General features: G+C 66.0%; 21 protein-coding genes. 15 read left to right on the top strand and 6 right to left on the bottom strand.

The genetic code is table 11. The annotated features are described in order from the left end of the window. The first annotated feature begins 114 nt into the window (after positions 1 to 114). The 3 genes from ACZ1JS_RS02150 to trhO are packed head-to-tail and all read left to right on the top strand — an operon-like array spanning position 115 to position 2,953. Entirely contained in the window at positions 115 to 1,215 is a 1,101-nt protein-coding gene (locus ACZ1JS_RS02150; RefSeq protein WP_242117166.1) for a sensor histidine kinase, read from the top strand. Beyond that, complete coding sequence (locus tag ACZ1JS_RS02145) at positions 1,212 to 2,024, top strand: LytR/AlgR family response regulator transcription factor (RefSeq protein WP_056506582.1); 813 nt, start codon at positions 1,212 to 1,214, stop codon at positions 2,022 to 2,024. Before ACZ1JS_RS02150 ends, ACZ1JS_RS02145 begins: the two co-directional genes overlap by 4 nt. Next, positions 2,024 to 2,953, top strand: a complete 930-nt coding sequence (trhO, locus tag ACZ1JS_RS02140; RefSeq protein WP_465167509.1) for an oxygen-dependent tRNA uridine(34) hydroxylase TrhO — start codon at positions 2,024 to 2,026, stop codon at positions 2,951 to 2,953. Before ACZ1JS_RS02145 ends, trhO begins: the two co-directional genes overlap by 1 nt. A 99-nt stretch (positions 2,954 to 3,052) precedes the next feature. On the opposite strand, the gene ACZ1JS_RS02135 is transcribed toward trhO, so the two are convergent. Beyond that, a complete protein-coding gene (locus ACZ1JS_RS02135) occupies positions 3,053 to 3,346 on the bottom strand; it encodes a DUF3297 family protein (protein ID WP_465167508.1) in 294 nt (97 codons plus the stop codon). Positions 3,347 to 3,420: 74 nt separating this feature from the next. Then, complete coding sequence (locus ACZ1JS_RS02130) at positions 3,421 to 3,852, bottom strand: hypothetical protein (RefSeq protein ID WP_242117159.1); 432 nt, start codon at positions 3,850 to 3,852, stop codon at positions 3,421 to 3,423. A 141-nt stretch (positions 3,853 to 3,993) separates the two neighbouring features. On the opposite strand from ACZ1JS_RS02130, the gene ACZ1JS_RS02125 reads away from it, so the two are divergent. Together ACZ1JS_RS02125 and ACZ1JS_RS02120 are read left to right on the top strand one after the other, a co-directional pair. Continuing rightward, complete coding sequence (locus ACZ1JS_RS02125; protein ID WP_465167507.1) at positions 3,994 to 4,392, top strand: EVE domain-containing protein; 399 nt, start codon at positions 3,994 to 3,996, stop codon at positions 4,390 to 4,392. A gap of 257 nt (positions 4,393 to 4,649) precedes the next feature. Further along, the gene (locus tag ACZ1JS_RS02120; protein WP_465165962.1) at positions 4,650 to 5,477 is read left to right on the top strand and encodes an IS5 family transposase; all 828 of its coding nucleotides are present in this window, start codon (positions 4,650 to 4,652) and stop codon (positions 5,475 to 5,477) included. Positions 5,478 to 5,602: 125 nt separating this feature from the next. Here the strand turns inward: ACZ1JS_RS02120 and ACZ1JS_RS02115 are convergent, their stop codons facing one another. Next, positions 5,603 to 6,880, bottom strand: coding sequence for an MFS transporter (locus ACZ1JS_RS02115; RefSeq protein WP_465167506.1), 1,278 nt, complete (start codon positions 6,878 to 6,880; stop codon positions 5,603 to 5,605). A 334-nt stretch (positions 6,881 to 7,214) separates the two neighbouring features. Continuing rightward, positions 7,215 to 8,006 carry a 2-keto-4-pentenoate hydratase gene (locus tag ACZ1JS_RS02110; protein WP_465167505.1) on the bottom strand — a complete coding sequence of 264 codons (792 nt, stop codon included), beginning with the start codon at positions 8,004 to 8,006 and terminating at the stop codon, positions 7,215 to 7,217. 119 nt (positions 8,007 to 8,125) lie between these two features. Between ACZ1JS_RS02110 and ACZ1JS_RS02105 the strand changes: the two genes are divergently transcribed. From ACZ1JS_RS02105 to ACZ1JS_RS02095, 3 genes are all read left to right on the top strand, one after another. Continuing rightward, positions 8,126 to 9,154: a LacI family DNA-binding transcriptional regulator gene (locus ACZ1JS_RS02105; protein WP_465167504.1), complete on the top strand. Its 1,029-nt coding sequence runs from the start codon at positions 8,126 to 8,128 to the stop codon at positions 9,152 to 9,154. A 149-nt stretch (positions 9,155 to 9,303) separates the two neighbouring features. Continuing rightward, positions 9,304 to 10,848, top strand: coding sequence for a carboxylesterase/lipase family protein (locus tag ACZ1JS_RS02100; RefSeq protein WP_465167503.1), 1,545 nt, complete (start codon positions 9,304 to 9,306; stop codon positions 10,846 to 10,848). A 66-nt stretch (positions 10,849 to 10,914) separates the two neighbouring features. Beyond that, entirely contained in the window at positions 10,915 to 11,082 is a 168-nt protein-coding gene (locus ACZ1JS_RS02095; RefSeq protein WP_465167502.1) for a hypothetical protein, read from the top strand. A gap of 1 nt (position 11,083) precedes the next feature. Here the strand turns inward: ACZ1JS_RS02095 and ACZ1JS_RS02090 are convergent, their stop codons facing one another. Beyond that, positions 11,084 to 12,172: a ThuA domain-containing protein gene (locus tag ACZ1JS_RS02090; RefSeq protein ID WP_465167501.1), complete on the bottom strand. Its 1,089-nt coding sequence runs from the start codon at positions 12,170 to 12,172 to the stop codon at positions 11,084 to 11,086. Further along, on the bottom strand, positions 12,169 to 13,548 hold the full coding sequence (locus tag ACZ1JS_RS02085) for a pectate lyase family protein (protein WP_465167500.1): 1,380 nt from the start codon (positions 13,546 to 13,548) through the stop codon (positions 12,169 to 12,171). The genes ACZ1JS_RS02090 and ACZ1JS_RS02085 overlap by 4 nt, the downstream gene beginning before the upstream one ends. Before the next feature lie 231 nt (positions 13,549 to 13,779). On the opposite strand from ACZ1JS_RS02085, the gene ACZ1JS_RS02080 reads away from it, so the two are divergent. The 7 genes from ACZ1JS_RS02080 (at position 13,780) to nirD (ending at position 24,464) form a co-directional block, all read left to right on the top strand. After that, entirely contained in the window at positions 13,780 to 16,623 is a 2,844-nt protein-coding gene (locus ACZ1JS_RS02080) for a TonB-dependent receptor (RefSeq protein ID WP_465167499.1), read from the top strand. 23 nt (positions 16,624 to 16,646) lie between these two features. After that, positions 16,647 to 18,209, top strand: a complete 1,563-nt coding sequence (locus ACZ1JS_RS02075) for a family 43 glycosylhydrolase (protein ID WP_465168610.1) — start codon at positions 16,647 to 16,649, stop codon at positions 18,207 to 18,209. A gap of 61 nt (positions 18,210 to 18,270) precedes the next feature. Further along, positions 18,271 to 18,849: an ANTAR domain-containing response regulator gene (locus ACZ1JS_RS02070; protein ID WP_465168609.1), complete on the top strand. Its 579-nt coding sequence runs from the start codon at positions 18,271 to 18,273 to the stop codon at positions 18,847 to 18,849. Further along, positions 18,849 to 20,060, top strand: a complete 1,212-nt coding sequence (locus ACZ1JS_RS02065) for a CmpA/NrtA family ABC transporter substrate-binding protein (RefSeq protein WP_465167498.1) — start codon at positions 18,849 to 18,851, stop codon at positions 20,058 to 20,060. The genes ACZ1JS_RS02070 and ACZ1JS_RS02065 overlap by 1 nt, the downstream gene beginning before the upstream one ends. 317 nt (positions 20,061 to 20,377) lie before the next feature. After that, positions 20,378 to 21,619: a nitrate/nitrite transporter gene (locus ACZ1JS_RS02060; RefSeq protein ID WP_465167497.1), complete on the top strand. Its 1,242-nt coding sequence runs from the start codon at positions 20,378 to 20,380 to the stop codon at positions 21,617 to 21,619. A gap of 29 nt (positions 21,620 to 21,648) precedes the next feature. Then, entirely contained in the window at positions 21,649 to 24,129 is a 2,481-nt protein-coding gene (gene nirB / locus ACZ1JS_RS02055) for a nitrite reductase large subunit NirB (RefSeq protein ID WP_465167496.1), read from the top strand. After that, on the top strand, positions 24,126 to 24,464 hold the full coding sequence (nirD, locus tag ACZ1JS_RS02050; RefSeq protein ID WP_465167495.1) for a nitrite reductase small subunit NirD: 339 nt from the start codon (positions 24,126 to 24,128) through the stop codon (positions 24,462 to 24,464). Before nirB ends, nirD begins: the two co-directional genes overlap by 4 nt. Positions 24,465 to 24,489 lie beyond the last annotated feature (25 nt).

Below are 24,489 nucleotides of genomic sequence, written 5' to 3'. Positions count from 1 at the left end.
CCCGGCAACGGGGCGGCGGTTTTCGTTTGGGGCGCGTTCCGCTAAAGCCCGGTTCCCAACCCGCCCCCGCCGCGATATGACGGCAACCGGGGGGCCACACTTGCGACGGAGCGCATGACGCTTAAGCCCGCCATTTTCTCGCGCCCGTTCTTCGAACAGAAGAACCGCGCCTTCTGGCTGCTGCAGGCTGCCGGCTGGACCGGCTATCTGATCCTGCGCTCGGTCTCGACGCTGTCGAACGCCGCGTCGCTCAAAAGCGTGCTGGCGAATATCGTCGAGGTCATCGTCGGCTATTGCCTGACGCTGCTGATGAGCGTCCTCTACGGCTATTATCGCTCGCTGCCGCGCGTGCCGGCGATTTTCCTGACGCTGTGCACCTTGTCGGCGGCGACCTTCGCCTATTCGCTGATCGACGCCTTCGTCTTCACCTTCATCCGCAACGTGTCGCCCGATGTCAGCTTCTCGCTGGTGCTCGGCACGCTGTTCATCAACTTCACCGTGCTGGCGGGCTGGTCGGCGGCCTATTTCGGGATCAACTTCTATCTGGTCGTCGAACAGCAGGTCGACGAGATGCGGATGCTGGAGATGCAGGCGTCGACCGCGCAGCTCGCCATGCTGCGCTATCAGCTCAACCCCCATTTCCTGTTCAACACGCTCAATTCGATCTCGACGCTGGTGCTGCTGAAACAGACCGAGAAGGCGAATGTGATGCTCAGCCGCCTCGCCTCGTTCCTGCGCTACACGCTCGCTAACGAACCGACTGCGCACGTCACGCTGGAGCAGGAGGTTGAAACGCTGAAACTGTATCTCGATATCGAAAAGATGCGGTTCGAACATCGCCTGCGTACCGAATTCGATATCGACGCCCGCGTCATGCACGCGCGGCTGCCCTCGCTGCTGCTGCAGCCGCTGGTCGAAAACGCCATCAAATATGCGGTGACCCCGCAGGAGGATGGCGCCGATATCGCCATCACCGCTCGACTGGCCGGGGATCGGGTGCAGATCGCCGTGTCCGATACCGGCCCCGGCTTGATCGACGGGCCGAAGCGGCCGACGCTTTCCACCGGTGTCGGCATTCAGAATATCCGGGACCGGCTGGCGCAGGCATATGGTCCCGACCATCGGTTCGACACCCGTTCGGGCAACGGGGGCGGGTTCGTGGTCGAGATCGAACTGCCGTTCCAGACGCAAGACGTTACCAAAGAGGCTGCATGACCATCCGTACCATCCTTGTCGACGACGAATCGTTGGCGATTCAGGGCCTCGAACTGCGGTTGCAGGCGCATGAGGATGTCGAGATCATCGACAAATGCCAGAACGGGCGCGAAGCGATCCGTTCGATCAAGACCCACAAGCCGGACCTCGTCTTCCTCGACATCCAGATGCCCGGGTTCGACGGCTTCTCGGTGGTGCAGGGGCTGATGGAGGTGGAACCGCCGCTGGTGGTGTTCGTCACCGCCTATAGCGATCACGCGATCCGCGCGTTCGAGGCGCAGGCGGTCGATTATCTGATGAAGCCGGTCGAGGAATCGCGCCTTGCCGACACGCTCGACCGCGTGCGCCAGCGCCTGAGCGAAAAGCGCGGACAGGCCGAGGTCGAGAAGCTCAAGGAAGTGCTCGCCGAAGTCGCTCCCGACACTGCGGCGGAAATGGAGGCGGCCGATGGCGGCGGCGACGACGCGCATGGCGCCAACCGCTTCGAAAAGCTCATCAACATCAAGGATCGCGGTCAGATCTTCCGCGTCGATGTCGACACGATCGAAATGATCGAGGCGGCGGGCGATTACATGGTCATCAACACCGGCGACAATTCGCTGGTGCTGCGCGAAACGATGAAGGACCTGGAGAAGCGGCTCGATCCCCGCCGGTTCCAACGCGTCCATCGCTCGACCATCGTCAATCTCGACCTCGTCAAGCAGGTCAAGCCGCACACCAATGGCGAATGCTTCCTGATCCTCGAATCGGGGGCGCAGGTGAAGGTCAGCCGCTCGTATCGCGACGTGGTGGCGCGCTTCGTCCACTGATGGCCGAAATCACCGTCGCGGCGCTGTACCGCTTCGTTACGATCGCCGATCCGCAGGCCGTCCGCGACGCGATGGAGGCGGTGCTCGACCGTGCCGGCATTCGCGGCACGCTGCTGATCGCGTCCGAAGGGATCAACGGCACCATCGCCGGCAGCGCGGACGGCATCGCCGCTGCGCTCGCCGCCATTCGTGCCCTGCCCGGCTGCGCGGACCTCGCGCCGAAGTTCAGCACCGCCGACACCATGCCCTTCCACCGGCTGAAGGTGCGGGTGAAGCGCGAGATCGTGACGATGGGCGTGCCCGGCACCGATCCGACGAAGATCGTCGGCACCTATGTCGCGCCCGCCGACTGGAACGCGCTGATCGCCGACCCGTCGACCGTCGTGATCGACACCCGCAACGCCTATGAGGTGAAGGTCGGCACCTTCGCGGGCGCGGTCGATCCGCAGACCGACAGCTTCCGCGACTTTCCCGATTGGTTCCGCGCGAACCGCGACACGCTATTGGCGGGCAAGACACAGGTCGCGATGTTCTGCACCGGCGGCATACGCTGCGAGAAGTCGACCGCCTTCCTGAAGAGCGAGGGCATCGACGCTGTCTACCACCTCGACGGCGGCATCCTGAAATATCTGGAGCAAGTGCCCGCCGACCAGAGCGCATGGCAGGGCGAGTGCTTCGTGTTCGACGAACGCGTCGCTGTCGGCCACGGCCTGGCGCAAGGCACCCACGATCTTTGCCGTGGCTGCCGCATGCCGATCAATTCCGAAGACCGCGCCTCGCCGCTGTTCGAAGAGGGCGTCCAATGCCCCGCCTGTGCCGGCACCCGCGACGCAGCAACGCTCGCGGCAAAGGCCGAACGCCACCGGCAGGTTAAGCTCGCCGCCGAACGCGGCGAACAGCATGTCGGCAAGCGGATTAAGAAGGAATAGCGTCACCCCGGCGCAGGCTGGGATCTCCCGGTAATCGAGCGCGCGCCCAGCCCCACGAGGCCCCAGCCTGCGCTGGGGCGACGTCCGTAACGAAGCGGCTTACTCGGCGTTGTCGCCCTTGGCTGCTTCGTCGGCCGGCGTTTCCTCGCCCTCGGCCGGCGTCTGGAAATAGGCCTCGACCGGCCCGGTCAGCTTGATGGTCAGCGGCTGCCCCTTGCGATCGACCTTCTTGCCGAGCGCGACGCGGATCCAGCCTTCGGAAATCGAATATTCCTCGACATCGTTGCGCTCGGCGCCCTTGAAGCGGATGCCGATGCCGCGCTCCAGCACGGGCTGGTCGAAATGCGGGCTGCGCGGATTGATCGAGAGGCGATCGGGGGGCGTATCAGTCATGGGCGCGGCCCATGCCGCAAAACGGCCCGCCCGCCAAGTGCAAAGGGCGGAGGATCGCTCCCCCGCCCTTGCGATCAGTTACACACGCGGACGCGCACCGTCTGGTCGTAATAGGGGTCGTAACGCCGCTCGACCCAGCAACGCTGATAATCATTGTAGCGATAGGCGTAATAACCGTCGTTCGGATAGAATCCGCGCTGCCGATAGAAACGATCGTCATAATCATAGGCATAGCCGCGATCGCGATAATAGCGGTCGCGATAGCGCCGGTCGTTCGCGCTCGACGCCAGCGCCGCGCCGATCGCCAGCCCGGCGATCCCGGCGACGACGGCCGCCCCGCCATTGCCGCGATTGCGGTTCCAGCCGCGGTCCCAGCCGCGATCATAGCCGCGGTCCCAGCCGCGATCGTAACCGCGACGCCATTGCGCCTCGGCCGGGGCGGCGGCGGTCAGCGCGGTCGCCGCCAGCGACAGCCCCAGGCCCGCCTTGGTCAGCAAGGTCTTCATGCCAATCTCCTCAACATGCGTGGGGGCCGTGCTGCCCCGTGTCGCGTCGACGCACCTGCGCCGATCGTCATTTCATGGCAGGAAGCGACTGAACGCATGCGGAATGCTATATTCACCGGCCGTTTATCAGGAGGACAGGCAATGGCGACGTGGCTGCTGAAATCGGAACCCGACAGCTATGGCTGGGAGGATCTGGTCCGGGACGGCGGCACCGAATGGGACGGCGTGCGCAACCATGCGGCGGCGAAGCACCTGCGCACGATGGCCGCCGGCGACCGCGCGCTCTTCTATCATTCGGGCAAGGACAAGGCGGCGGTGGGGATCGCCCGTATCACCCGCGCCGCCCGGGCCGATGGCGACGAAGGCTGGGTATCGGTCCGCGTCGAACCCGACCGCCACCTGCCCCGCCCGGTGACGCTCAAGGCGATGAAGGCCGCGGACGGCTTGCAGGACATGGCGATGCTCCGCCAGTCGCGGCTGTCGGTGTCGCCGGTGACGGAAGCCGAATGGAAGGTGGTGATGGGGTTGGCGGGGGAGTAATCCGCCCTCCCCCCCAACAACCCCGTTCGGTTCGAGCAGTTTCGAGCGAAGTCGAGAAACGTCCGTCGAGAACCGGTTGCCCAAAACGCCGAGTTCTCGACTGTCGCTTCTCGACAAGCTCGAAGCTGCTCGAACCAAACGGATAGGCGGTAAATGCACAACCAACCCGTTCGTCCTGAGAGGCTGACCGGGAAAAGGTTGGATGACCTCGCCATGTATGATTCGATCGTGGTTGCGAAGCTACGAAAGGATCGACGATGGTTTGGAATGAGGCCACCCGGGAGCGGTATCGCCGGGCCGAGGGTCGGTATGCAAGCGACTTGAGTGCGGCGGAGTGGCGGGTATTGGGTCCGCTTCTGCCGCCGCCGTCGGTTCGTGGCCGACGGCGGCGGACGCCGCTGCGGCGGATCGTGAACGCGTTGCTGTATCTGCTATGGTCGGGATGTCCGTGGCGTGGTCTGCCGCGTGATTTTCCGCCGTTCACGACCGTACAGTATCATTTCTACCGCTGGCGCGATCAGGGCTGGTGGCCCCGGATCAATGCGTTGCTGGTGGCACGTTCGCGGATGCTCGAGGGGCGCGATCCCGAACCATCGGCCGTGGTGATCGACAGCCAGAGCGCGCGTACCACCGAGAGCGGCGGTCCGCGCGGGTTCGATGCTGCCAAGAAGGTCAAGGGTCGCAAGCGCCACATCGCGACCGATACGTCAGGCCGATTGATCGAGGCGCGGATCACTCCGGCAAACGTGCAGGACAGCCATGGCGCCGTGCCGTTGCTCAAGGCGCTGGCCGCCCGGTTTCCCGGCCTGCGCCATGCCTATGCCGACCGCGCCTATCGCGGCAACAAGCTGCTCGACGCGGTCGCCGATCCGCGGCCATGGACCATCGAGATCATCACCCGCTCGCAACGCGTCGGACACTTCGTCCAGGAACCGCGACGATGGGTCGTCGAGAGGACGTTCGCATGGCTCGGTCGAAACCGGCGTCTCGCCAGGGACTATGAAGCCTCCGAACAGTCGCAGGAAGCCTGGTGCAACCTCGCTTCCGTCAAAACCCTCACCAGACAAATCGCCAGATCTCAATAACGAGTCAGACTCTGAGTAGCCGCTGAGCTTGTCGAAGCGGCGAATCGAAGGACCGACGCAGGTGCTTCGATACGAGCCTTCGACTTCGCTCAGTCTCTACTCAGCACAAACGGAAGCGGTGATTCTCAAGCCCCCTCCACCCGCGCCAATCGCGGCGACAGCAGATGCACCAGCAGCAACGCCACGAAATAGGCCGACCCCGCAACGAAGAACAACGGCGCGTAACTCCCGATCCCATCCAGCACATAGCCGGCATATTTCGCCATCAACATGCCGCCGACCGCGCCGACCGTCCCGCCGATTCCGACGACCGACCCCACCGCCGCGCGTGGAAACAGGTCGGAGGGCAGGGTGTACAGGTTCGCCGAAAACGCCTGATGCGCCGCCGTCGCGATGCCGATCACCAGCACCGCCACCCACAGATTGTCGATCGACTGCGCGAACAGCACCGGCAGCACCGCGATCGCGCAGACCAGCATCGTCACCTTGCGCGCATAATTGACGCTCCGCCCGCGCGCGATCAGCCGCGACGACAGCCATCCGCCGGCAACGCTGCCCAGATCGGACAGGAGATAGATCGCGACCAGCGGCGGCCCGAAACTGAGCAGGTCGAGATCGTAGCGGTCGCTCAGATAGCCCGGCAGCCAGAACAGGAAGAACCACCAGATCGGATCGATACAGAATTTGCCGAGCGCATAGGCCCAGGTCTCGCGCTTCGCGATCAGCCGCCGCCATGGCAGCGGCTGCACCGGATCGGCCGGGTCCTGTTCGATCCATGCCAGCTCGCCCGACGACACCTTCCGATGCTCGCGTGGGCTACGATAGAAGATCAGCCACGCGACCAGCCAGACGAGGCTGACGACGCCGGTCACCACGAACGCCATCCGCCAGCCATAGGCGACGGTCAGCAGCGGTACTGCCAGCGGGGTGATGATCGCACCGACATTGGCCCCGGCATTGAACACGCCGATCGCGAACGCCCGCTCCTTGGCCGGAAACCATTCGGTCACCGCCTTGATGCCGGCCGGGAAATTGCCCGCCTCGCCGACGCCGAGGCCAAAGCGCGCCATCGCGAACTGCGTCACGCTATACGCGCCGCCATGGGCGATATGTGCGACCTGCCAGATGACGAAGGCGACCGCATAGCCCATGCGCGCGCCGATCACGTCGACGATCCGCCCGAACCCGATATAGCCGATCGCATAGGCGAGCTGGAAAAAGAAGATGACGTTGGCGAAGTCGGTCTCGGTCCAATGGAGATCGCTCGACAGCGTGGGCTTGAGCACGCCGATCATCTGTCGGTCGACATAGTTGATGACCGTCGCCATGAACAGCAGCGCGACGATCCCCCAGCGATACCGCCCCGCCCGCCCTGCCGCGCGCTCGATGCCGTCACCTTCCATGCCTCACCTCCACTTGCGTTGCGATCGACGATTACCGATCGCTTGTGTCGCGCCCCCGTTGGCCGGGAGTCTCGTTTGTCGCTGCCCCTTCGCGGCGGACCGATCCTGCGTCGGCAACGGCCCGCTCGTTTCAACCTTCGCCGCCAACCAAATCGACGTCATCCCAGCGAAGGCTGGGATCTCCCGGTGATAGCACGCCGCAAGAGCCGCTTGAGGCCCCAGCCTCCGCTGGGGCGACGTTGTCGGCTATCGGCCATGTGTCGACGACGCTCGATCACCCTCCTGTCATCCCGGCTCGCCGCCGGAGCAACCGTGAAGAACCGACCGAAACCCGTCACCCCGCAACCCGCTCTCCCGCCGCCACGATCCCGCACGCCACCCGCATGTCACCGAAATCCGCCGCGAACCGCTGCCCCGGCGCGATCTGATGCACTCCCGTGACCGCGCCCGACGACACCCACTGCCCCGGTTCCAGCGTCCGCCCGCGCGCCGCCAGACAATCGACCAGAAACGCCACCGCGCCGATCGGCCCGTCGAGCATCGTCCGCGCACTCGCACTACCGACAACCACGCCGTCGATCCACGACTCCACCGGCCAGTCGAGGAACGACAGGTCGCGCCATCCCGGCACTTCCTCTCCGATCAACAGCCCGAAATTATTGCCGTAATCGCTGATCGTCACCACCGGCCCATCGGCGTTGATCCCCGGATAGGGCGAACTGGCGATCTCGACGCCGACATGCACCGCGTCGACCAGGTCCAGCGCCTGCTCGAGCGTCAGGCCCGACAGCCCGGCCGACGACCGCCCGATCCGCACGCAATATTCGGCCTCGGCCGCCGCGAACCCGGCGGCAATCACCGGCAGGGCTTCGGTCTCGGTTCCGACCAGCTGATCGACGAAGATCGGTCCCGCCAACCGGTTGCTGCCCAGCGTCGTGTCGAGCGGCGCGTTGATCCGCCCGACCTTCCACCCGACGACCTGCCGGCCGTCGATCGCGATCGCGCGGTCCTGGATCGCATAGGCTTCCGCCAGCGTCGTCGGCCGCTCGCCCGGATAGGTCGGCAGCCCGCGTGCCTGCTGCCGCGCGCCGACGAAAGCGTGCGCGATCCGATCGCGATTATCCATGCCCCTTGCCTCACTTCGTTGTCGGGGATTGGGTAACGGAAACCGGTGTCAGTCACAAGAGTACAAAATCGACGAAGCGGGACATTGGCGGATGCCGCGCCCCAAGCTATCGCTGCCCCATGAAGAAAAGCGGCCAACCGACGATCAACGACGTCGCCCGACTTGCCGGTGTCTCAAAGAAGACGGTCAGCCGCGTCATCAACCAGTCGCCGTTGCTGAACAACGACACCCGCGAAAAGGTACAGGCGGTCATCGCCGAACTGGGCTATATCCCCAATCCGCAGGCGCGTGCGCTGGCGCTGCGCCGCAACTTCCTGATCGCGCTGATCCACGACAATCCCAATGCGCAGATGGTGTTGCGCGTGCAGCAGGGCTTGCTGGAGGTGTTGCGCGACACCGAATTCGAACTGCTGGTCCATCCGGTCGATCGCGGCGCCCCCGACATGCGCGACGAAATCCGCCGCTTCCTCGAACGCCAGCGCCCCTATGGCGTCATGCTGTTGCCGCCCATTTCCGAAAACGACCTGCTTGCCGATCTCTGTACGCAGATCGGTTGCCGCTATGTCCGGATGGGGTCGGCGACGTTCGACGATCCCGCGCACATGGTGTCGTCGAACGATCGCGAGGCGGTACGCGGCGCGATCGAACATCTGCTCGCCGCCGGGCATCGCCGCATCTGCATGATCGCCGGCCCGCACGGCTTCCGCTCGGCCTTCGAACGGCAACAGGGCTATGAGGATGCGATGGAGGCTGCCGGTCTCGGCGTACAACGGACGTGGATAGCGCAGGGCAATTACCAGTTCGAATCGGGGATGCGCGCCGCCGAACGGCTGCTCGACCTGTCGCCGCGCCCGACCGCGATCTTTTCCTCCAACGACGAAATGGCGGCGGGTGCGCTGCATATCGCTCGCCAGCGCGGGCTGGACGTGCCCGAGGATCTGTCGATCGTCGGCTTCGACGACACTTCGATCGCCTCGCACCTCTGGCCGCCGCTCACCACCGTCCGCTGGCCGATCGCGACCATGGCCCGCGCCGCCGCGCTGAAGCTGATCGGCGAGGATGAGGACGACGACGCCGAACCGTCCGAACCGACGATGTTCGTCTCGACCCTGATCCGCAGAGCGTCGGTCGCCAAACCGCAGGCGTGACTTGCAGGCACCGATGACACCGATTACCATCAATTTGTATCGGTAGCCGTAGTCCGTCGCCCCAGCGCAGGCTGGGGCCTTTCTCCGCAGGAGCGCGGCCCGACGCCACCACCGGCAAAGACCGGCTTCGGACGCAAGGGAGAGGCACCATGACCCCATCCACCACCCGGCGCGACATGATCGCCGGTGCCGCCGCACTCGCGCTGGTCCGCCCCGCGCGCGCCGCGCCCGCCGACCCGGTCGTCACCGCCCCCGCCGGCCGCTGGCGCGGCAGCACCGAAGCTGGCATCGATGTCTTTCGCGGCATCCGCTATGGCACCGACCCCAGCCGCCAGCGTTTTCAACCGGTTGGCGCACCCGCCCCATTGCGTGAGATACAGGCCGCGACCCAATTCGGCCCCTCCTGTCCGCAACGTGCCAACATCGGCAACCAGAAGGAGGATTGCCTGTTCCTCAATGTCTGGACACCGGAAGCCCGCGCCGGTGCCGACCGACCGGTCATGCTCTATCTCCATGGCGGCGCCTATTCGAACGGCACGGTCGTCGAACCCCAGGTCTTCGGCCATCATCTGGCCGCGTCGGGCGACGTCGTGGTGGTGACCGTCAACCACCGGCTGAACGCTTTGGGCTATCTTTATCTCGCCCGCCTCGACCCGCGCTTTCCCGACAGCGGCAATGTCGGACAACGCGATCAATTGCTCGCACTGGCATGGATACGTGGCAACATCGTCAACTTCGGCGGCGACCCGAACCGCGTCATGCTGTTCGGCCAATCGGGCGGCGGCGCGAAGATCGCGACCCTGATGGCCATGCCCGCCGCCCGCGGCCTGTTCCACGCCGCCGCGACGATGAGCGGGCAACAGGTCACCGCCTCCGGCCCCCTCAACGCCACCCGCCGCGCAGAGGCGTTCCTGACCCGGCTGAAGGCGACCCCGGCCGAAGCCGCCACCCTCCCCGTCGCCCGCCTGATCGACGCGCTCGACGCCGAAGACCCGATTCTTGGCGGCGGCGTCTATATGGGTCCGGTCCTCGACATGCGGTCGCTCGATCGCCATCCCTTCTGGCCCGACGCCCACCCGCAAGGCCGCAATATCCCGCTGATTTTGGGCAATACCCGCGACGAAACCCGCGCCTTCCTCCCCCTCGACGGGCCGGTGCTGCGCGGGCTGAACTGGGACAATCTGGCGGCGCGCATGGCCCCGCAACTGCGGATCGACGCCCCGCCCGAATGGGTCGTCGCCCAGTATCGCCAGCGCTTCCCGACCCTTTCCCCCACCGACCTGTTCTACGCCGCGACCACCGCCGCCCGCAGCTGGCGGGGCCAAGTGATCGAGGCAGAGCAGCGCGCCGCCGCCGGCGTTCCGGCCTGGGTCTATCAGCTCGATTATAGTTCGCCGCTGCGCCCCGGCGGTGGTGCCGCGCATACCGACGACATCCCGCTGGTCTTTGGCACGCTCGACGCCCCCGGCGCGGTCTGCGGCACCGGCCCCACCGCCCGCGCCGTGTCGCAGCGGATGCAGGCCGCCTTCGTCTCGCTGGCAAGGCACGGCAATCCCGGCGAAAACTGGCCGCGCTACACCCTGCCCCGCCGCCAGACGATGCTCTTCGACACCGTCAGCCGCGTCGTCGACAACCCGCGCGGCTGGGAACGCGACCTGTTCGCCCGCTTCCCCTATATCCAGCCCGGGACCTAACGGGACGGTTCCGTTGCCGATCGAGCGGACGAATGATATCCCACCGCCATGTCGTCACCGGTCTGGATGATCGCGCTCGTTGGAGCAGCGGTTTACTGCCTCTTCCGGGCGCTCCTCGACCTGCGCGAACGGCGGTTCGGCTGGGCCATTGCCGGCGCGATGGCCGCCGTGATCCTGTTTTCAGTCCCGATCCCGACGCACGCAATCAAGGTCGACCTACCCGCCCCGCAATAGCTCAACGCACCGGGGCTGCCAGCGGATAGGCGACGACCAGCGCCAACGGCTTGCTACCCCGCTGTGCGATCCCGACGGTCGCACCACTGTACAGATACACCGTCGTCCCCGCGCCGATCCGCCGGGTGACGCCGTCGCTGGTCACCTCGCCCTCGCCAGCCACGACCTGATACACCTCGTCATGGTCGATCCGGTGCAGCCCGATCGCCGCGCCCTTGTCGAGCGTCCGGCGGCGGAACTCCATCGTCCTACCGGGGACGCGATCGGTGATCCGCCACGCCGTCCCCGAACCGATCTTCCCATGCGGCGGCGCCTCTGCCACCCGCGTCGATGCTTCGTCGATCACGACCATCGCCGGCGCCTTGGCCCGTCCCGCCGCCCAGTCGAGCGCCCCGCCGACATGTGTCAACAGGCGGGGATCGGCCCAGTTTTCCTTGCGATGGCCAAGACCGGTATAAAAGACCCGCCCCTGCCCGACACGGTGTGCCCATGCCAGCGGTTTGGGGTTCACGTCGCTCGCCCCGATCGACTGCGGATCGAAGGTCAGCAGCGAATTAAGGTCGGTCGACAGGTCGCGAAAGCCATACCATTCATCGGGGATACGAAACTTGTCGGGCAGCGTGTCGATCGCCGGATGCCGCTCGGCCGACCGCGTCACCTCCGCCTCCGGCACGCCCGGCGGATGCTGGGCAAAGCGGCCGCCGATCATCTTCGCATACCATGGCCAGTTATAGTGCGAGTCCGCCGCGGCATGGATCGCGACCACCCCGCCGCCGCCCTCGACATAGCGTTGCAGCGCGTCCCGCCGTGGCCCCACGAACCATTCGGTCTCGGCCCGCTTGGGATCGGTGGTCGTCGACACCAGCACGATCGCGGCATAGTCCATCGGCCTGTCGAATACCGCCGGATCGTCGCTCGCCACCGGCTCCAGCCTGCGTTCGCGCGCCAGCCGGTCGATCGCGGCGACGGCGGTCGGGATCGAATCATGCACGAACCCGGTCGCGCGGTGAAACAGCAGCACGCGCGGCGCTGCGACTGCCGGGAAGGCGCACAGCAGCGCCACCACCGCGACGACGACCCGGCGGATCATTGCCGCATCGCCCGGTCGCGCGCCGATAGCGATTCCTGGATCGGCCCCTTCTGTCCCGGATAGCGTCCCGATTTCGGCTCCATCGTGGTAAGATCCCATTCCGCTTCGACAAAAGGCGCCGTGGTCGGCACCGGATGCGGATATTCACTTACTTCGCGTTCGTCGTCGATCACCTTTCCGCGCCCCTCGGCCACGAAAAACAGCACGCGGATATCGTCGGCATCGCGGTCCCATGGCCGTGCCCCGGCATTGGCCAGCACATGCGTCTCGACATCCTGCGTCGGCAGTACCGGCAGGCCGGCCGGCCAGACCGGCGGGGTCTTCACCTCGATCAGCCTGGCGCGGGTCACGCCATAGCGCCCGAACATCGGCAGCGGATTGCCATGCTGATCGACCGCGACATTGTCCCGCCCGTGATAGCGCAGGTCGCCATCACCGCCGAGCATCAGGAATGGCAGCCCGGCATCGGTCGACGGCCCGCCGCGCATGACGTTGCCGACTGCCGACAGCTTGCCCTCCTGATATTCATGCCCCGCCCATTCGAGCGCCATGAGGTTGTAGTGCACCGCGCGCTTGGCCGGATCGTAGATCAGGTTGTTGACCACCGCCGCCTGCACCCCGCCCTTCAGCAACGGGCTGCGCTCGACATTGTGCGCGTAGACGTTGCGCCAGATCAGGATGCCCGTCGCATTGTCATGGATCAGCGACCCCTTGCTATGCTCGCCCTTGGGATGGCTGGCATCGGCCAACCCTTCTGCCAATAGATTGTAGCTGAAGGTGATGTCGTGGCTGGTGCCGCGTCGCCAGTCGTCCGGCGTCGCCCCATCGAAGCGCGGACCCGAGGCGGACAGGTTTTCGTCGAGCGCCCATGTCATCGTGCAGTGATCGACGATGACATTGTGCGCCGACACCGTGTTCATCGCATCGACCTCCCACCCCGATCGCTTGGGCTGCCCGTCCAGCCCCGGCCGCACGCGCAGATGCCGGACGATCACGTCATGCGCGCGGATATCGATGCCGCCGCGGATCAGCGTGATGCCGGGCGACGGCGCGGTCTGCCCGGCGATGGTCAGAAACGGTTCGGTGATGGTCAGCGTCGAACGGCCGAGATCGATCACTCCGCCGACCTCGAACACGACGATGCGCGGCCCCTTCGCCTCCAGTGCGGCCTTGAGCGATCCGGGGCCGTCGGCCGCCAGCGTCGTCACGCGCAGGATACGCCCGCCGCGCCCGCCGGGCGTTACCGCTGCCCAGCCCTGTGCGCCGGGAAAGGCGGTCGCGGCAGTGGCCGCCGGGGCAGTCTGCGCGGCGGCCGGCAGCACCGCGCTCGTGATCGACAGCAGGCCGCCAAGGGCCAAGCAGGTCAGTCGGTTCATGAATTTTCCTCTCCGCGCGCTTCTTGACAGCTTCGTCGTGACGGCACAATGTCGCGTTGACACCGGTTTCTCAAGCCGAAAACGGCAAAACCGGCATCCTGGGGTTCAAAAGGTGCCGCAGGGTAGGTTCGACGGCGATGCGGAGCCAATTCTTCGCCTCGCCGACCAGATGATGAGATCGGGCACAGACAGATTGCTCCCGGTGTCATCACGACAGGGAGAGGGTTTGCAATGCAATTTCACCACCGCCGCCATATCGTTCGCGCGCTGCTGGCCGCGACGTCGCTGGTCACGCTGACCGGCACCGCCCATGCGCAGGATGCCGCCCCGACCGGAACCGATCCGGCACCGACCGCTACCGAAGATGCCGAGGCAGAGATCGTCGTTACCGGCTTTCGCGCGTCGCTCAACGCCGCGCTGAACGTGAAGCGCCAGTCGGTTGGTGCGGTCGACGCGATCGTCGCCGAGGATATCGCCAAATTCCCCGACCAGAACCTTGCGGAATCGCTGCAACGCATTCCCGGCATCGCCATCCAGCGTGACGGCGGCGAAGGTCGCGCGATTACCGTCCGCGGCCTTGGCGCGCAGTTCACCCGCGTCCGCGTCAACGGCCTGGAAACGGTGACCACATCGAGCGACGGCGCATCGGCCAACCGCGACCGGTCGTTCGATTTCAACGTATTCGCATCCGAACTGTTCAGCTCGATCGTCGTGCACAAGACGGCGTCGGCCGATCTGGACGAAGGGTCGCTGGGCGCGGTCGTCGACCTGAACACCGGCAATCCACTGGCGGGCAAGACCGGTCTGACCGTCGCCGCATCGGCGGTCGCCAATTACAACGACCTGTCGAAAACGGTCGGTCCGCGCTTCGCCGGGCTGATCGGATGGAAGTCGCCCGACGGTACGCTCGGCGCGTCGATCTCCGCTGCTTATCAGGACACACGTACCAAGGAGATTGGCAACAACACCGTCCGTTGGGCGCAGGCGCGCTTCGATTCGGTCGACGGCACCGCCTGCTGGACCGCACCCAACCGGGGTGGCACCTACATCGCCAGCGCCGCCTGCGACCGCGCCGCCCTGTCCTTCCATCCGCGTATCCCGCGCTATGGCGAGGTCGAGCATAGCCGCGAACGGTTGGGCCTGACCGGCAGCGTGCAATGGTCGCCGACCGATGCGACCAAAGTGTCGATCGACGGCCTCTATTCGCGCTTCCGCGCCGACCGCCGCGAGAAATGGGGCGAGGTACTGCTGCGCTCGAACGAGCGGCAGATCGACGTGCTCAACCCGACCTATGACGACAACAACAACATGGTGTCGGCGACGCTGAACGATGCGTGGGTCCGCACCGAACATTATTTCCGCCAGTCGCAGACCGAATTCTACCAGGTCGGCGGCACCTGGGATCAGGACGTCAGCGACAAGTTCCGCTTCACCCTGCTCGGCGGTGTTTCGAAATCGGATGCCAGCGTACCCGTCGAAACGACGTTGGTGTTCGACGATCGCGACGCACAGGGCTATCGCTACGATTACAGCGACAAGAATTCGCCGCTGCTGGCGTTCGGTACCAGCGTCACCGATCCAGCCAATTTCCAGCTCGCCGAAATCCGCGACCGTCCATCGGACGTAGTCAACCAGTTCAAGACGGCCCAGCTACGCACCGAATGGGACGTGGCAGAGGGGTTCCAGGTTCGCGCCGGCGGCATGTGGCGGCGCTACGACTATGACATCACCGCCTTCACCCGCGACACGGCGGTGTGCGGCAATGGCGGGCGCGATCTGGTGCTGGGCACCATCACCTGCTCGGCGAGCACCGCCTTCGGACCGACTGCCGTCTATGGGTTCCAGGCGACCAACGCGCTGTCGGAACTGTTCACGCTGAAGGGATCGAACGCGCCGTCGGGTACGTCGCTGCAATGGCTGATCCCCAATTTCGATGCGGTGACCGACTTTACCGGCCTCTACGATCGCGCGCTCGCGCTCGACGTCGGCAATAATCGTGGCGTGGTCGAGGAGACCAAGGGCGGCTATCTGCAATTCGATGCCAAGGGCACGGTGTTCGGCCTCGAATATGCCGCCAATGCCGGCATCCGTTACGTCCGCACCGATCAGTCGTCCTACGGCATCAACAGCGGCGTCGCCGTGACGGTGAAGCGCGATTACGAGGATTGGCTCCCCTCGATGAACGTCGCGCTCTACCCGACCAGCGACATCATCGTCCGCGGCGCGATCGCGAAGGTCATCACCCGCCCGTCGCTCGGCAATCTGACGCCGGGCGGATCGGCGGACGGCTTCAACTTCCGGGTCACGTCTGGCAACCCGTTCCTCGACCCGTTCCGCGCGACCAATTACGATCTGGCCGCCGAATGGTATTTCGCCCCGCAATCGGCCTTCTCGGTCGCGCTGTTCCGCAAGGACGTGGCGAGCTTCCCGGTCGCGGTCGCGCGCAGCGGCACCTTCACCGAAACCGGGCTGTCGCCATCGGTGCTGGTGTCGTCGTCGCCCGCCGCACTCAATCCCGCGCTGCAATCGCAGGATATCTGGACGATCTCGACCACCGGCAATGGTCAGGGCGCGTCGCTCGACGGGATCGAAATCGCGTTGCAGGCGCCGTTCCGCTTCCTGCCCGGCGTGTTGCGCAACTTCGGCGGGATCGTGAACGCGACCTTCGTCCGGTCCGAAGCCGATTATACGCAACAGGGTCCGGCGACGACGCCCGGCGGCGCGCTGCCGACGGTTACCCGCACCGAGACGCTGTACAATGTGTCGAAGCGCCAGTTCAATGCGACGCTCTATTATGAGGACGACCGGTTCAGCGCACGCACCTCGGTCGCCTATCGCGGTCCCTATGTCGATGGCGGATCGGGGACCGGCAATATCTTCGAAGGTTATGATTCGATCGCCAATGTCGATGCGTCGATCCGCTACAAGCTGACCGACTTCCTCGAACTGTCGCTGGAGGGCACCAACCTGACCGATGCCTATCGCCGCCGCATCGTCGACGTCGATGCGCGCCGCAATTACGAGAATAATCATTTCGGCCGCACGCTGCTGGTCGGCGCTCGGGTGAAGATGTGAGCAGCCTTTCGCGGCGGGGGGTGATGGCGGGCGCGGCGCTGGGCGGCGCACTCGCCGCGCTGCCCGCCGCGAGCGGGGCCGCGGCCCCTGCCGTCCCCCATCGGCGCGGCTATGATAACCAGCGTATCGCCGATCTGGGCGACGGGCGCTTTCTCAACCCGCTGATGGCGGGCGATCATCCCGATCCGACGATCCTGAAGGATGGTCGCGATTATTACATGACCTTCTCGACCTTCGATTCCTATCCGGGGCTGGTCATCTGGCATTCGCGCGATCTGGTGAACTGGACGCCGCGTACCGCCGCGCTGACGAAGAATATCGGCGCGGTGTGGGCGCCCGAACTGACTAGGCACAAGGGCCGCTATTACCTCTACATCCCGACCAAGAACCCGACGACCAGCTGGGCGATCTGGGCCGATCATATCGACGGCCCATGGTCGGAACCGATCGACCTGAAGCTGCCCGACCATATCGATCCGGGCCATGCGGTCGGCGAGGACGGGTCGCGCTGGCTGTTCCTGTCGGGCGGCGACCGCATCCGCCTGTCCGACGACGGGCTACGCACCGTCGGCAAGGTCGAGCATGTCTATGACCCGTGGCGCTATCCCGACGACTGGGATGTCGAGGGGTTCAGCCCGGAAGGGCCGAAGGTCATGCGCCACGGCGACTATTTCTACCTCGTCACCGCCGTCGGCGGCACGGCGGGGCCGCCGACCGGCCATATGGTGATCGCTGCCCGATCGAGGTCGATCCATGGGCCATGGGAACATCATCCCGGCAACCCGATCGTCCGCACCACGTCGTTGAACGAAAAATGGTGGTCGCGCGGTCATGCGACGCTGGTCGAGGGGCCGGACGGCAGCTGGTGGTCGGTCTATCACGGCTATGAGAATGGTTTCTGGACGCTCGGGCGACAGACGCTGCTCGACCCCGTCGAATGGACGGCCGATGGCTGGTTCCGCATGACCGGCGGCGACCTGTCGCAACCCATCGCCAAACCGAAGGGTGGACAGGCGTTGCGCCACGGACAGGCGCTGTCGGACGATTTCTCGACGCTCGCGCTTGGCACCAAATGGAATTTCTTCCGCCCCGCCCCTGACGATCGCGACCGGGTGCGCGTGCAGGATGGCGTGCTGCTGCTCGATGCGAAGGGCAAGGCGCCTTCGGACGGTGCACCGTTGCTACTGATCGCGGGCGATACCGGCTATCGCTTCGAATGCGATATCGAGATTTCGCCCGGCGGAACGGCAGGGCTGATCCTGTTCTACGACGACAAGCTATATTGCGGCCTCGGCCTCGGCTTCGACGCGCAGCGCTTCGTCACCCATCAATATGGCATCGAGCGCGGGCGTCCCGCCAACCCGCATGGGGCGCGAATACGGATGCGGGTTACCAACGACCGGCACATCATATCCTATCACACCAGCGGCGACGGCGGGCGGACATGGCGGCGCTTCGATCGCGGCATGGAGGTGTCGGGCTATCACCACAATGTCCGCGGCGGGTTCCTGATGCTGCGCCCGGGCCTGTATTCGGCGGGACAGGGCACCGCGCGCTTCCGCGATTTCCGCTTCACCGCGCTATAGCTTGACGCGCCCGGCGGGCGCGATGCACAGCCCGCGCGTCAGCTTCGGGGGTAGCGGGATCATGCGGATCGCGATCATCGACACCAGCACCACGCGCGCCGCGATCATTTCGGAGGGGCTGCGCGAGGCGGGGCTGGACGATATCGTCGTCATCGACGGCACGCGCCGGCTGGTCGCCGATGTCGAGGCGGCCGCGCCCGAAGTGATCCTCATCAACCTCGAAAATCCCAGCCGCGACGAGTTGGAGGAATTCTTCGCCGTGTCGCGCGCGCTGGCCCGCCCGATCGCCATGTTCGTCGATCAGAGCGATGCGGAATCGACCGCCGCCGCCGTCGATGCCGGCGTGTCGGCCTATATCGTCGACGGCCTTGCCAAGCAGCGGATCAAGCCGGTCCTCGACCTCGCCATCCGCCGGTTTCAGGCGTTCGCCCGGCTGCAGGCCGAACTGGTCGAGGCGAAGAGCGCGCTGGCCGACCGCACCACGATCGACAAGGCGAAGGCGATCCTGATGAAACGGCGTGGGATCGACGAACCCGCCGCCTATGCGTTGCTGCGCGCACAGGCGATGCGGTCGAACCGGCGGATCGCCGAGATCGCCGATGCGATCCTGACCAGCGACGCTTTGATGGGAGGCATGTGATGGCGCTCGACAAGATCCGCATCGGTTTCGTGCCGCTGGTCGATGCCGCCCTCCCCATCCTCGCCCGCGAACTGGGTTTTGCCGAGGCCGAGGGGCTGGAGATCGAACTGGTCCGCGACATGACCTGGGCGACGGTGCGCGACCGGCTGCTCTACGGCCATACCGATGCCGCGCACATGGTCGCGCCGCTGGCCATCGCTACCTCGCTCGGTCGCGGGCGACCGGCGGTGCCCCTGTCGGTGCCGTTCGTGCTGGGGCTGAACGGCAATGCGATCACGCTGGCACTGCCGCTGGCCGAACAGGTCCTGGACGGCAACGGCCTCGGCGATCCGGTGACGCTCGGCGTGCGATTGAAGGTCGTGGCGGAGGCGCGCGCGGCGGCGGGCCAAAGGCTGCGCTTCGGCGTCGTCCATCGTTATTCGAGCCACAACTACATGCTCCGCTACTGGCTGGCGGCGGTCGGCATCCGCCCCGATCACGACGTGGAGATCGTGACGACCAGCCCGACCTTCGCCGCCGACGCGTTGGCGGCGGGCGAGGTCGACGGTATCTGCGTCGGCGAACCGTGGAACAGCGTCGCGGTCGACCGCAATGTCGGCCGGATCGCGCTGGTCACCGCGCAGATCTGGCGGCGCGGCGTCGAGAAGGTGCTGGCCTTGTGCGAAGAAACGGTGGCCGAGCGCGGCGACGTCGTGCAACGGCTGATCCGCGCGCTCCATGCCGCCGCCGCGCATTTTATCGATCCCGCGACCCGGGACGCCAGCGCCGCGATCCTAGCCCGCCCCGACTATCTCGACGCGCCGGTCGACCCCATCGCGCGCGCGATCGGCGACCGGGTGCGGGTGATGCCGGGCGCGGAACCGCTCCATGTCCCCGACTTCATGTTCCAGTATCGCGAAGCGGCGAACTTCCCATGGCGCAGTCAGGCGGCATGGCTCTATTCGCAGATGGTGCGATGGGACGGCACCCCGTTCGACGCCGAAGCGGCCATGATCGCGCAGAGCACATTCCGGCCCGATTTGTACCGGGCGGCACTGGCCGGATCGGGCGCGCCGCTGCCCGGTGCCAGTTCGAAACTGGAGGGCGCGATCGGCGGCACAGTCGCGGCGGGGTCGACGCAGGGGCGGCTGATGCTCGGCAGCGATCCGTTTTTCGACGGGCGATCGTTCGATCCCGACGACATCGCGGGATATCTGCGCACCCTGCCCTGACGGGCGGAAGTTGGCGAAGGTTACACGCAACGCGTTTTGCCGGCGTCGTTGAAGTGCGACGAACCGAGTGCATACTCCGTTCGTCGCAAATCGTGCTGCACTGCGAAACCATCTTGCGCAGCGGCCGCGAATCGGTCATCTTGCGCTGGTCCGGCAATGGCGTCGGGCACGAGATAAGCGCGATGCGGTTCCAACGGCGGGACCGATAGCGCCGGGCGATCGACGATCGCCACACGGCAACGAAGCCGCCCCGATGCGCCCGAACAGGGCCGCGTCGGGGCGGCTTTTTCTTTGTCCATCGCATTCGGGGAACTGCCATGGCTACCGCCTATTGGAAAGACGATACCGCCGCCGCCAAACCGGACAGCTTCTGGTCGAGCGGCCATACGCCGACGCTGATCGCGGCGTTCCTGTATTTCGACCTCGCCTTCATGGTGTGGGTGCTGCTGGGGCCGCTCGCGCCCGATATCGCCAGGACGCTGATGCTGACCCCGGCGCAAAAGGGGCTGATGGTCGCGGTGCCGACGCTGGCGGGCGCGTTCCTGCGCGTCGTCAACGGCCTGCTGGTCGACCGGATCGGGCCGAAGCGGGCCGGCGCGATCAGCCAGATCATCGTCATCGCCGGCCTGTTCTGCGCATGGACCCTGGGCGTGAACAGCTTTGCCGGTACGCTGGCGCTGGGCGTCATCCTTGGGTTCGCAGGCGCCAGCTTCGCGATCGCGCTGCCGCTCGCCAGCCGCTGGTATCCGCCCGAGCATCAGGGCAAGGCGATGGGCCTTGCCGGCATGGGCAATTCGGGCACGGTGCTGGCCGCGCTGTTCGCGCCGACGCTGGCCAAGCTGTTCGGCTGGAACGCGGTGCTGGGCCTCGCCTGCATTCCGCTGACGCTGGTGTTCATCGCCTATATGGTGATGGCCAAGGACGCGCCGAACGCCCCGCCCGCCCGCAAGCTGACCGAATATTTCCGTCCGCTGAAGCAGGGCGATGCGTGGTGGCTGATGGGATTCTATGCCGTCACCTTCGGCGGGTTCGTCGGCCTCGCCGCCTCGCTGCCGATCTACTTCACCGACCGGTTCGGCCTGACGACGATCACCGCCGGTTACTGCACCGCCGCCTGCGTCTTCGCCGGTTCGCTGGTGCGGCCGATGGGCGGCGCGCTGGCCGACAAGATCGGTGGCGTGAAGGCGCTGTCGGCAGTGTTCGTCGTCGCCGCCGCGGCGTTGGCCGGGGTCGGACAGGCCGACAGCATCGAACTGGCCCTCGCGCTGTTCGTCCTCGCCATGCTGGCGCTCGGCACCGGTAACGGCGCGGTGTTCCAGCTGGTGCCGCAGCGTTTCGCGGCGGAGATCGGGGTGATGACCGGGCTGGTCGGCATGGCCGGCGGCATCGGCGGCTTCTACCTCGCCTCCTCGCTCGGCATCGCCAAGCAACTGACCGGCAGCTTTTCGAGCGGGTTCCTGATCTTCGCCACGCTCGCGCTGATCGCCTTCGCCGCGCTGACCATCGTCAAGAGCCGCTGGCGGCGCGAATGGACCGCCGCCGACGGCGTGCGGATCTGACCCTCTTCTTCCTGCCACGGAACCAAGTCATGAAACACGAACCTCTCACCCCCGGCGTCGACACCCGCGACCATCTGGTCGTGATCGGCAACGGCATGGCCGGGTGCCGCGCGGTCGAGGAACTGCTGGCGCGTGATCCCGACCGGTACCGCGTTACCATCTTCGGCGCCGAACCGCATGTGAACTACAACCGGATCATGCTGTCGCCGGTACTTGCCGGAGAGAAGACGTTCGAACAGATCGTCATCAACGATGCCGCCTGGTACGCGCAGAACGCGATCGAGCTGGTCGCGGGCGATCCGGTCGTCGCCATCGACCGGGCGGCGAAGACGGTGACGGCGCGTTCGGGTCGGGTCACCGGGTACGACCGGCTGCTGATCGCGACCGGTTCCGATCCGTTCATCATTCCGGTTCCGGGCAAGGACCTGCCGGGCGTGATCGGGTTCCGCGACATGAAGGATGTCGACCATATGCTCGCCGCCGCCGAGCGCGGTGGCGATGCGGTGGTGATCGGGGGCGGCCTGCTGGGGCTGGAGGCGGCGCACGGCCTGTCGCTGCGCGGGATGAAGGTCACCGTGCTGCACATCATGCCGACGCTGATGGAGCGGCAGTTGGACGAAGCGGCGGGCTGGCTGCTGAAGTCGGCACTCGAAGCGCGCGGACAGACGATCCTGACCGGCGCCGATACCGCCGAGATCGTCGGCAGCGAGCATGTCGAGGGCGTGCGACTGAAGGACGGGACGCTGATCCCCGCGTCGCTGGTAGTGATGGCGGTCGGCATCCGCCCGTCGGTGGCACTGGCGCGCGACGCCGGCCTTGCGGTCGGGCGCGGCATCCAGGTCGACGACCATATGGTCACGTCCGACCCCGCCATCCTCGCGGTCGGCGAATGCGTCGAGCATGACGGCAATGTCTATGGCCTTGTCGCACCCTTGTGGGACATGTGCCGCGCGCTCGCCGATGGCCTGACCGACGCGCCGACCGGCTATCGCGGGTCGGTCACCTCGACCAAGCTGAAGGTCGCCGGGCTGGACGTGTTCTCCGCCGGTGACTTTTCGGGCGGCGACGGCGCGGAGGATATCGTTCTGCGCGACGCCAGCCGCGGCATCTACAAGCGCGTCGTCGTCAAGGACGACCGTATCGTCGGCGCGGTGCTGTATGGCGATACCGCCGACGGCAACTGGTATTTCGACCTGCTCAAGAAGGGCGAAAACGTCGCCGACATTCGCGACCTGCTGATCTTCGGACAGGCCTTCGCCTCGGGAGGGGCGCAGGCGGACCCTAAGTCGGCCGTTGCGGCGCTCTCCGACGATGCGGAGATTTGCGGCTGCAACGGCGTGACCAAGGGCAAGGTGTTCGCGTGCATCGATGGCGGGGCGCACAGCCTCGATGCGGTCCGGTCGGGCTGCAAGGCATCGGCGAGCTGCGGGTCGTGCACCGGCATCGTCGAGACGCTGCTGGCGCTGCGGCTGGGTGACGAGGTCGAGGCGGGGCCGAAGACGATGTGCAAATGCACCAGCTTCGGCCATGACGATGTCCGGCGCGAGATCATACGCCAAGACATGCGCTCGATCCCCGAGGTCATGCAGAAGCTGCACTGGTCGACGCCCGATGGCTGTTCGTCGTGCCGCCCCGCGCTCAACTATTATCTGCTGTGCGCGCTGCCCGGCGTGTACAAGGACGACCAGCAAAGCCGCTTCGTCAACGAACGGCTCCACGCCAACATCCAGAAGGACGGCACCTATTCGGTAGTGCCGCGCATGTGGGGCGGCCTGACTTCCCCAAGCGAATTGCGCGCGATCGCCGATGTGGTCGAAAAGTTCAACGCGCCGATGGTCAAGGTCACCGGCGGCCAGCGGCTCGATATCTTCGGCATCAAGCGCGAGGACCTGCCCGCCGTCTGGGCCGATCTGAACGCCGCCGGCATGGTCAGCGGCCACGCCTATGGCAAGTCGCTCCGCACGGTGAAGACCTGTGTCGGGTCCGAATGGTGCCGCTTCGGCACGCAGGATTCGACCGGATTGGGCGTCAAGGTCGAACGCATGACCTGGGGGTCATGGATGCCGCACAAGTTCAAGATCGCGGTATCGGGCTGCCCTCGCAATTGTGCCGAGGCGACGATCAAGGATTTCGGCGTCGTGTGTGTCGACAGCGGCTATGAACTGTCAGTCGGCGGCAATGGCGGGATCAAGGTCCGCGCGACCGATTTCCTCTGCAAGGTCGCGACCGAGGAAGAGGCGATGCATTACTGCGCTGCCTTTATCCAGCTGTACCGTGAGGAAGCCCGCTATCTGGAGCGGACCGCACCGTGGATCGAACGCGTCGGCGTCGATTATGTCCGCGCCCGCATCGTCGACGATGCGGCGGGTCGCGATGCGCTGGCCGAACGCTTCCTGTTCTCGCAGCAGTTCATGCAGGACGACCCCTGGGCGGCGCGTGTCGCGGGTGCGGAGCGCGAACATCACGCGCCGATGGCGACTTTCACCCCCAAGCAGAAGGTGCTGGCATGACCGGCGAATGGCTCGACATCGGCTGGGTCGATGAAATCCCGTTGCGCGGCAGCCGCACCGTGCAGGTCACCGGCGGCGATGACATCGCCGTGTTCCGCACCGGCGAAGGCACGGTCTTCGCGCTGGCCGATCGCTGCCCGCACAAGGGCGGGCGGCTGAGCCAGGGTATCGTCCATGGCGGCGCGGTCGCCTGTCCCTTGCACAACTGGCGCATTGCTCTCTCGACCGGTGAGGCGCTGGGCGAGGACAAGGGCTGCACCCCGACGGTGCCGGTCAAGATCGACGCCGGCCGCGTACTGATCTGCCGCGCCACCGCGCTCAAGGTGGCGGCATGAATCTCCCTCTCCCCCTTGGGAGAGA

The organism is Sphingomonas sp. BL-S-05, assembly GCF_055521695.1.
Note: the sequence above shows the minus strand (reverse complement) of the source record. Positions and strands in the feature narration are given on the sequence as shown.

Bases quoted from the DNA above. Each gene is read 5' to 3' on its own strand.
- ACZ1JS_RS02150 (WP_242117166.1), top strand. From the start codon at position 115: ATGACGCTTAAGCCCGCCATTTTCTCGCGCCCGTTCTTCGAACAGAAG.
- ACZ1JS_RS02145 (WP_056506582.1), top strand. From the start codon at position 1,212: ATGACCATCCGTACCATCCTTGTCGACGACGAATCGTTGGCGATTCAG.
- trhO (WP_465167509.1), top strand. From the start codon at position 2,024: ATGGCCGAAATCACCGTCGCGGCGCTGTACCGCTTCGTTACGATCGCC.
- ACZ1JS_RS02135 (WP_465167508.1), bottom strand. From the start codon at position 3,346: ATGACTGATACGCCCCCCGATCGCCTCTCGATCAATCCGCGCAGCCCG.
- ACZ1JS_RS02130 (WP_242117159.1), bottom strand. From the start codon at position 3,852: ATGAAGACCTTGCTGACCAAGGCGGGCCTGGGGCTGTCGCTGGCGGCG.
- ACZ1JS_RS02125 (WP_465167507.1), top strand. From the start codon at position 3,994: ATGGCGACGTGGCTGCTGAAATCGGAACCCGACAGCTATGGCTGGGAG.
- ACZ1JS_RS02120 (WP_465165962.1), top strand. From the start codon at position 4,650: ATGGTTTGGAATGAGGCCACCCGGGAGCGGTATCGCCGGGCCGAGGGT.
- ACZ1JS_RS02115 (WP_465167506.1), bottom strand. From the start codon at position 6,880: ATGGAAGGTGACGGCATCGAGCGCGCGGCAGGGCGGGCGGGGCGGTAT.
- ACZ1JS_RS02110 (WP_465167505.1), bottom strand. From the start codon at position 8,006: ATGGATAATCGCGATCGGATCGCGCACGCTTTCGTCGGCGCGCGGCAG.
- ACZ1JS_RS02105 (WP_465167504.1), top strand. From the start codon at position 8,126: ATGAAGAAAAGCGGCCAACCGACGATCAACGACGTCGCCCGACTTGCC.
- ACZ1JS_RS02100 (WP_465167503.1), top strand. From the start codon at position 9,304: ATGACCCCATCCACCACCCGGCGCGACATGATCGCCGGTGCCGCCGCA.
- ACZ1JS_RS02095 (WP_465167502.1), top strand. From the start codon at position 10,915: ATGATCGCGCTCGTTGGAGCAGCGGTTTACTGCCTCTTCCGGGCGCTC.
- ACZ1JS_RS02090 (WP_465167501.1), bottom strand. From the start codon at position 12,172: ATGATCCGCCGGGTCGTCGTCGCGGTGGTGGCGCTGCTGTGCGCCTTC.
- ACZ1JS_RS02085 (WP_465167500.1), bottom strand. From the start codon at position 13,548: ATGAACCGACTGACCTGCTTGGCCCTTGGCGGCCTGCTGTCGATCACG.
- ACZ1JS_RS02080 (WP_465167499.1), top strand. From the start codon at position 13,780: ATGCAATTTCACCACCGCCGCCATATCGTTCGCGCGCTGCTGGCCGCG.
- ACZ1JS_RS02075 (WP_465168610.1), top strand. From the start codon at position 16,647: ATGGCGGGCGCGGCGCTGGGCGGCGCACTCGCCGCGCTGCCCGCCGCG.
- ACZ1JS_RS02070 (WP_465168609.1), top strand. From the start codon at position 18,271: ATGCGGATCGCGATCATCGACACCAGCACCACGCGCGCCGCGATCATT.
- ACZ1JS_RS02065 (WP_465167498.1), top strand. From the start codon at position 18,849: ATGGCGCTCGACAAGATCCGCATCGGTTTCGTGCCGCTGGTCGATGCC.
- ACZ1JS_RS02060 (WP_465167497.1), top strand. From the start codon at position 20,378: ATGGCTACCGCCTATTGGAAAGACGATACCGCCGCCGCCAAACCGGAC.
- nirB (WP_465167496.1), top strand. From the start codon at position 21,649: ATGAAACACGAACCTCTCACCCCCGGCGTCGACACCCGCGACCATCTG.
- nirD (WP_465167495.1), top strand. From the start codon at position 24,126: ATGACCGGCGAATGGCTCGACATCGGCTGGGTCGATGAAATCCCGTTG.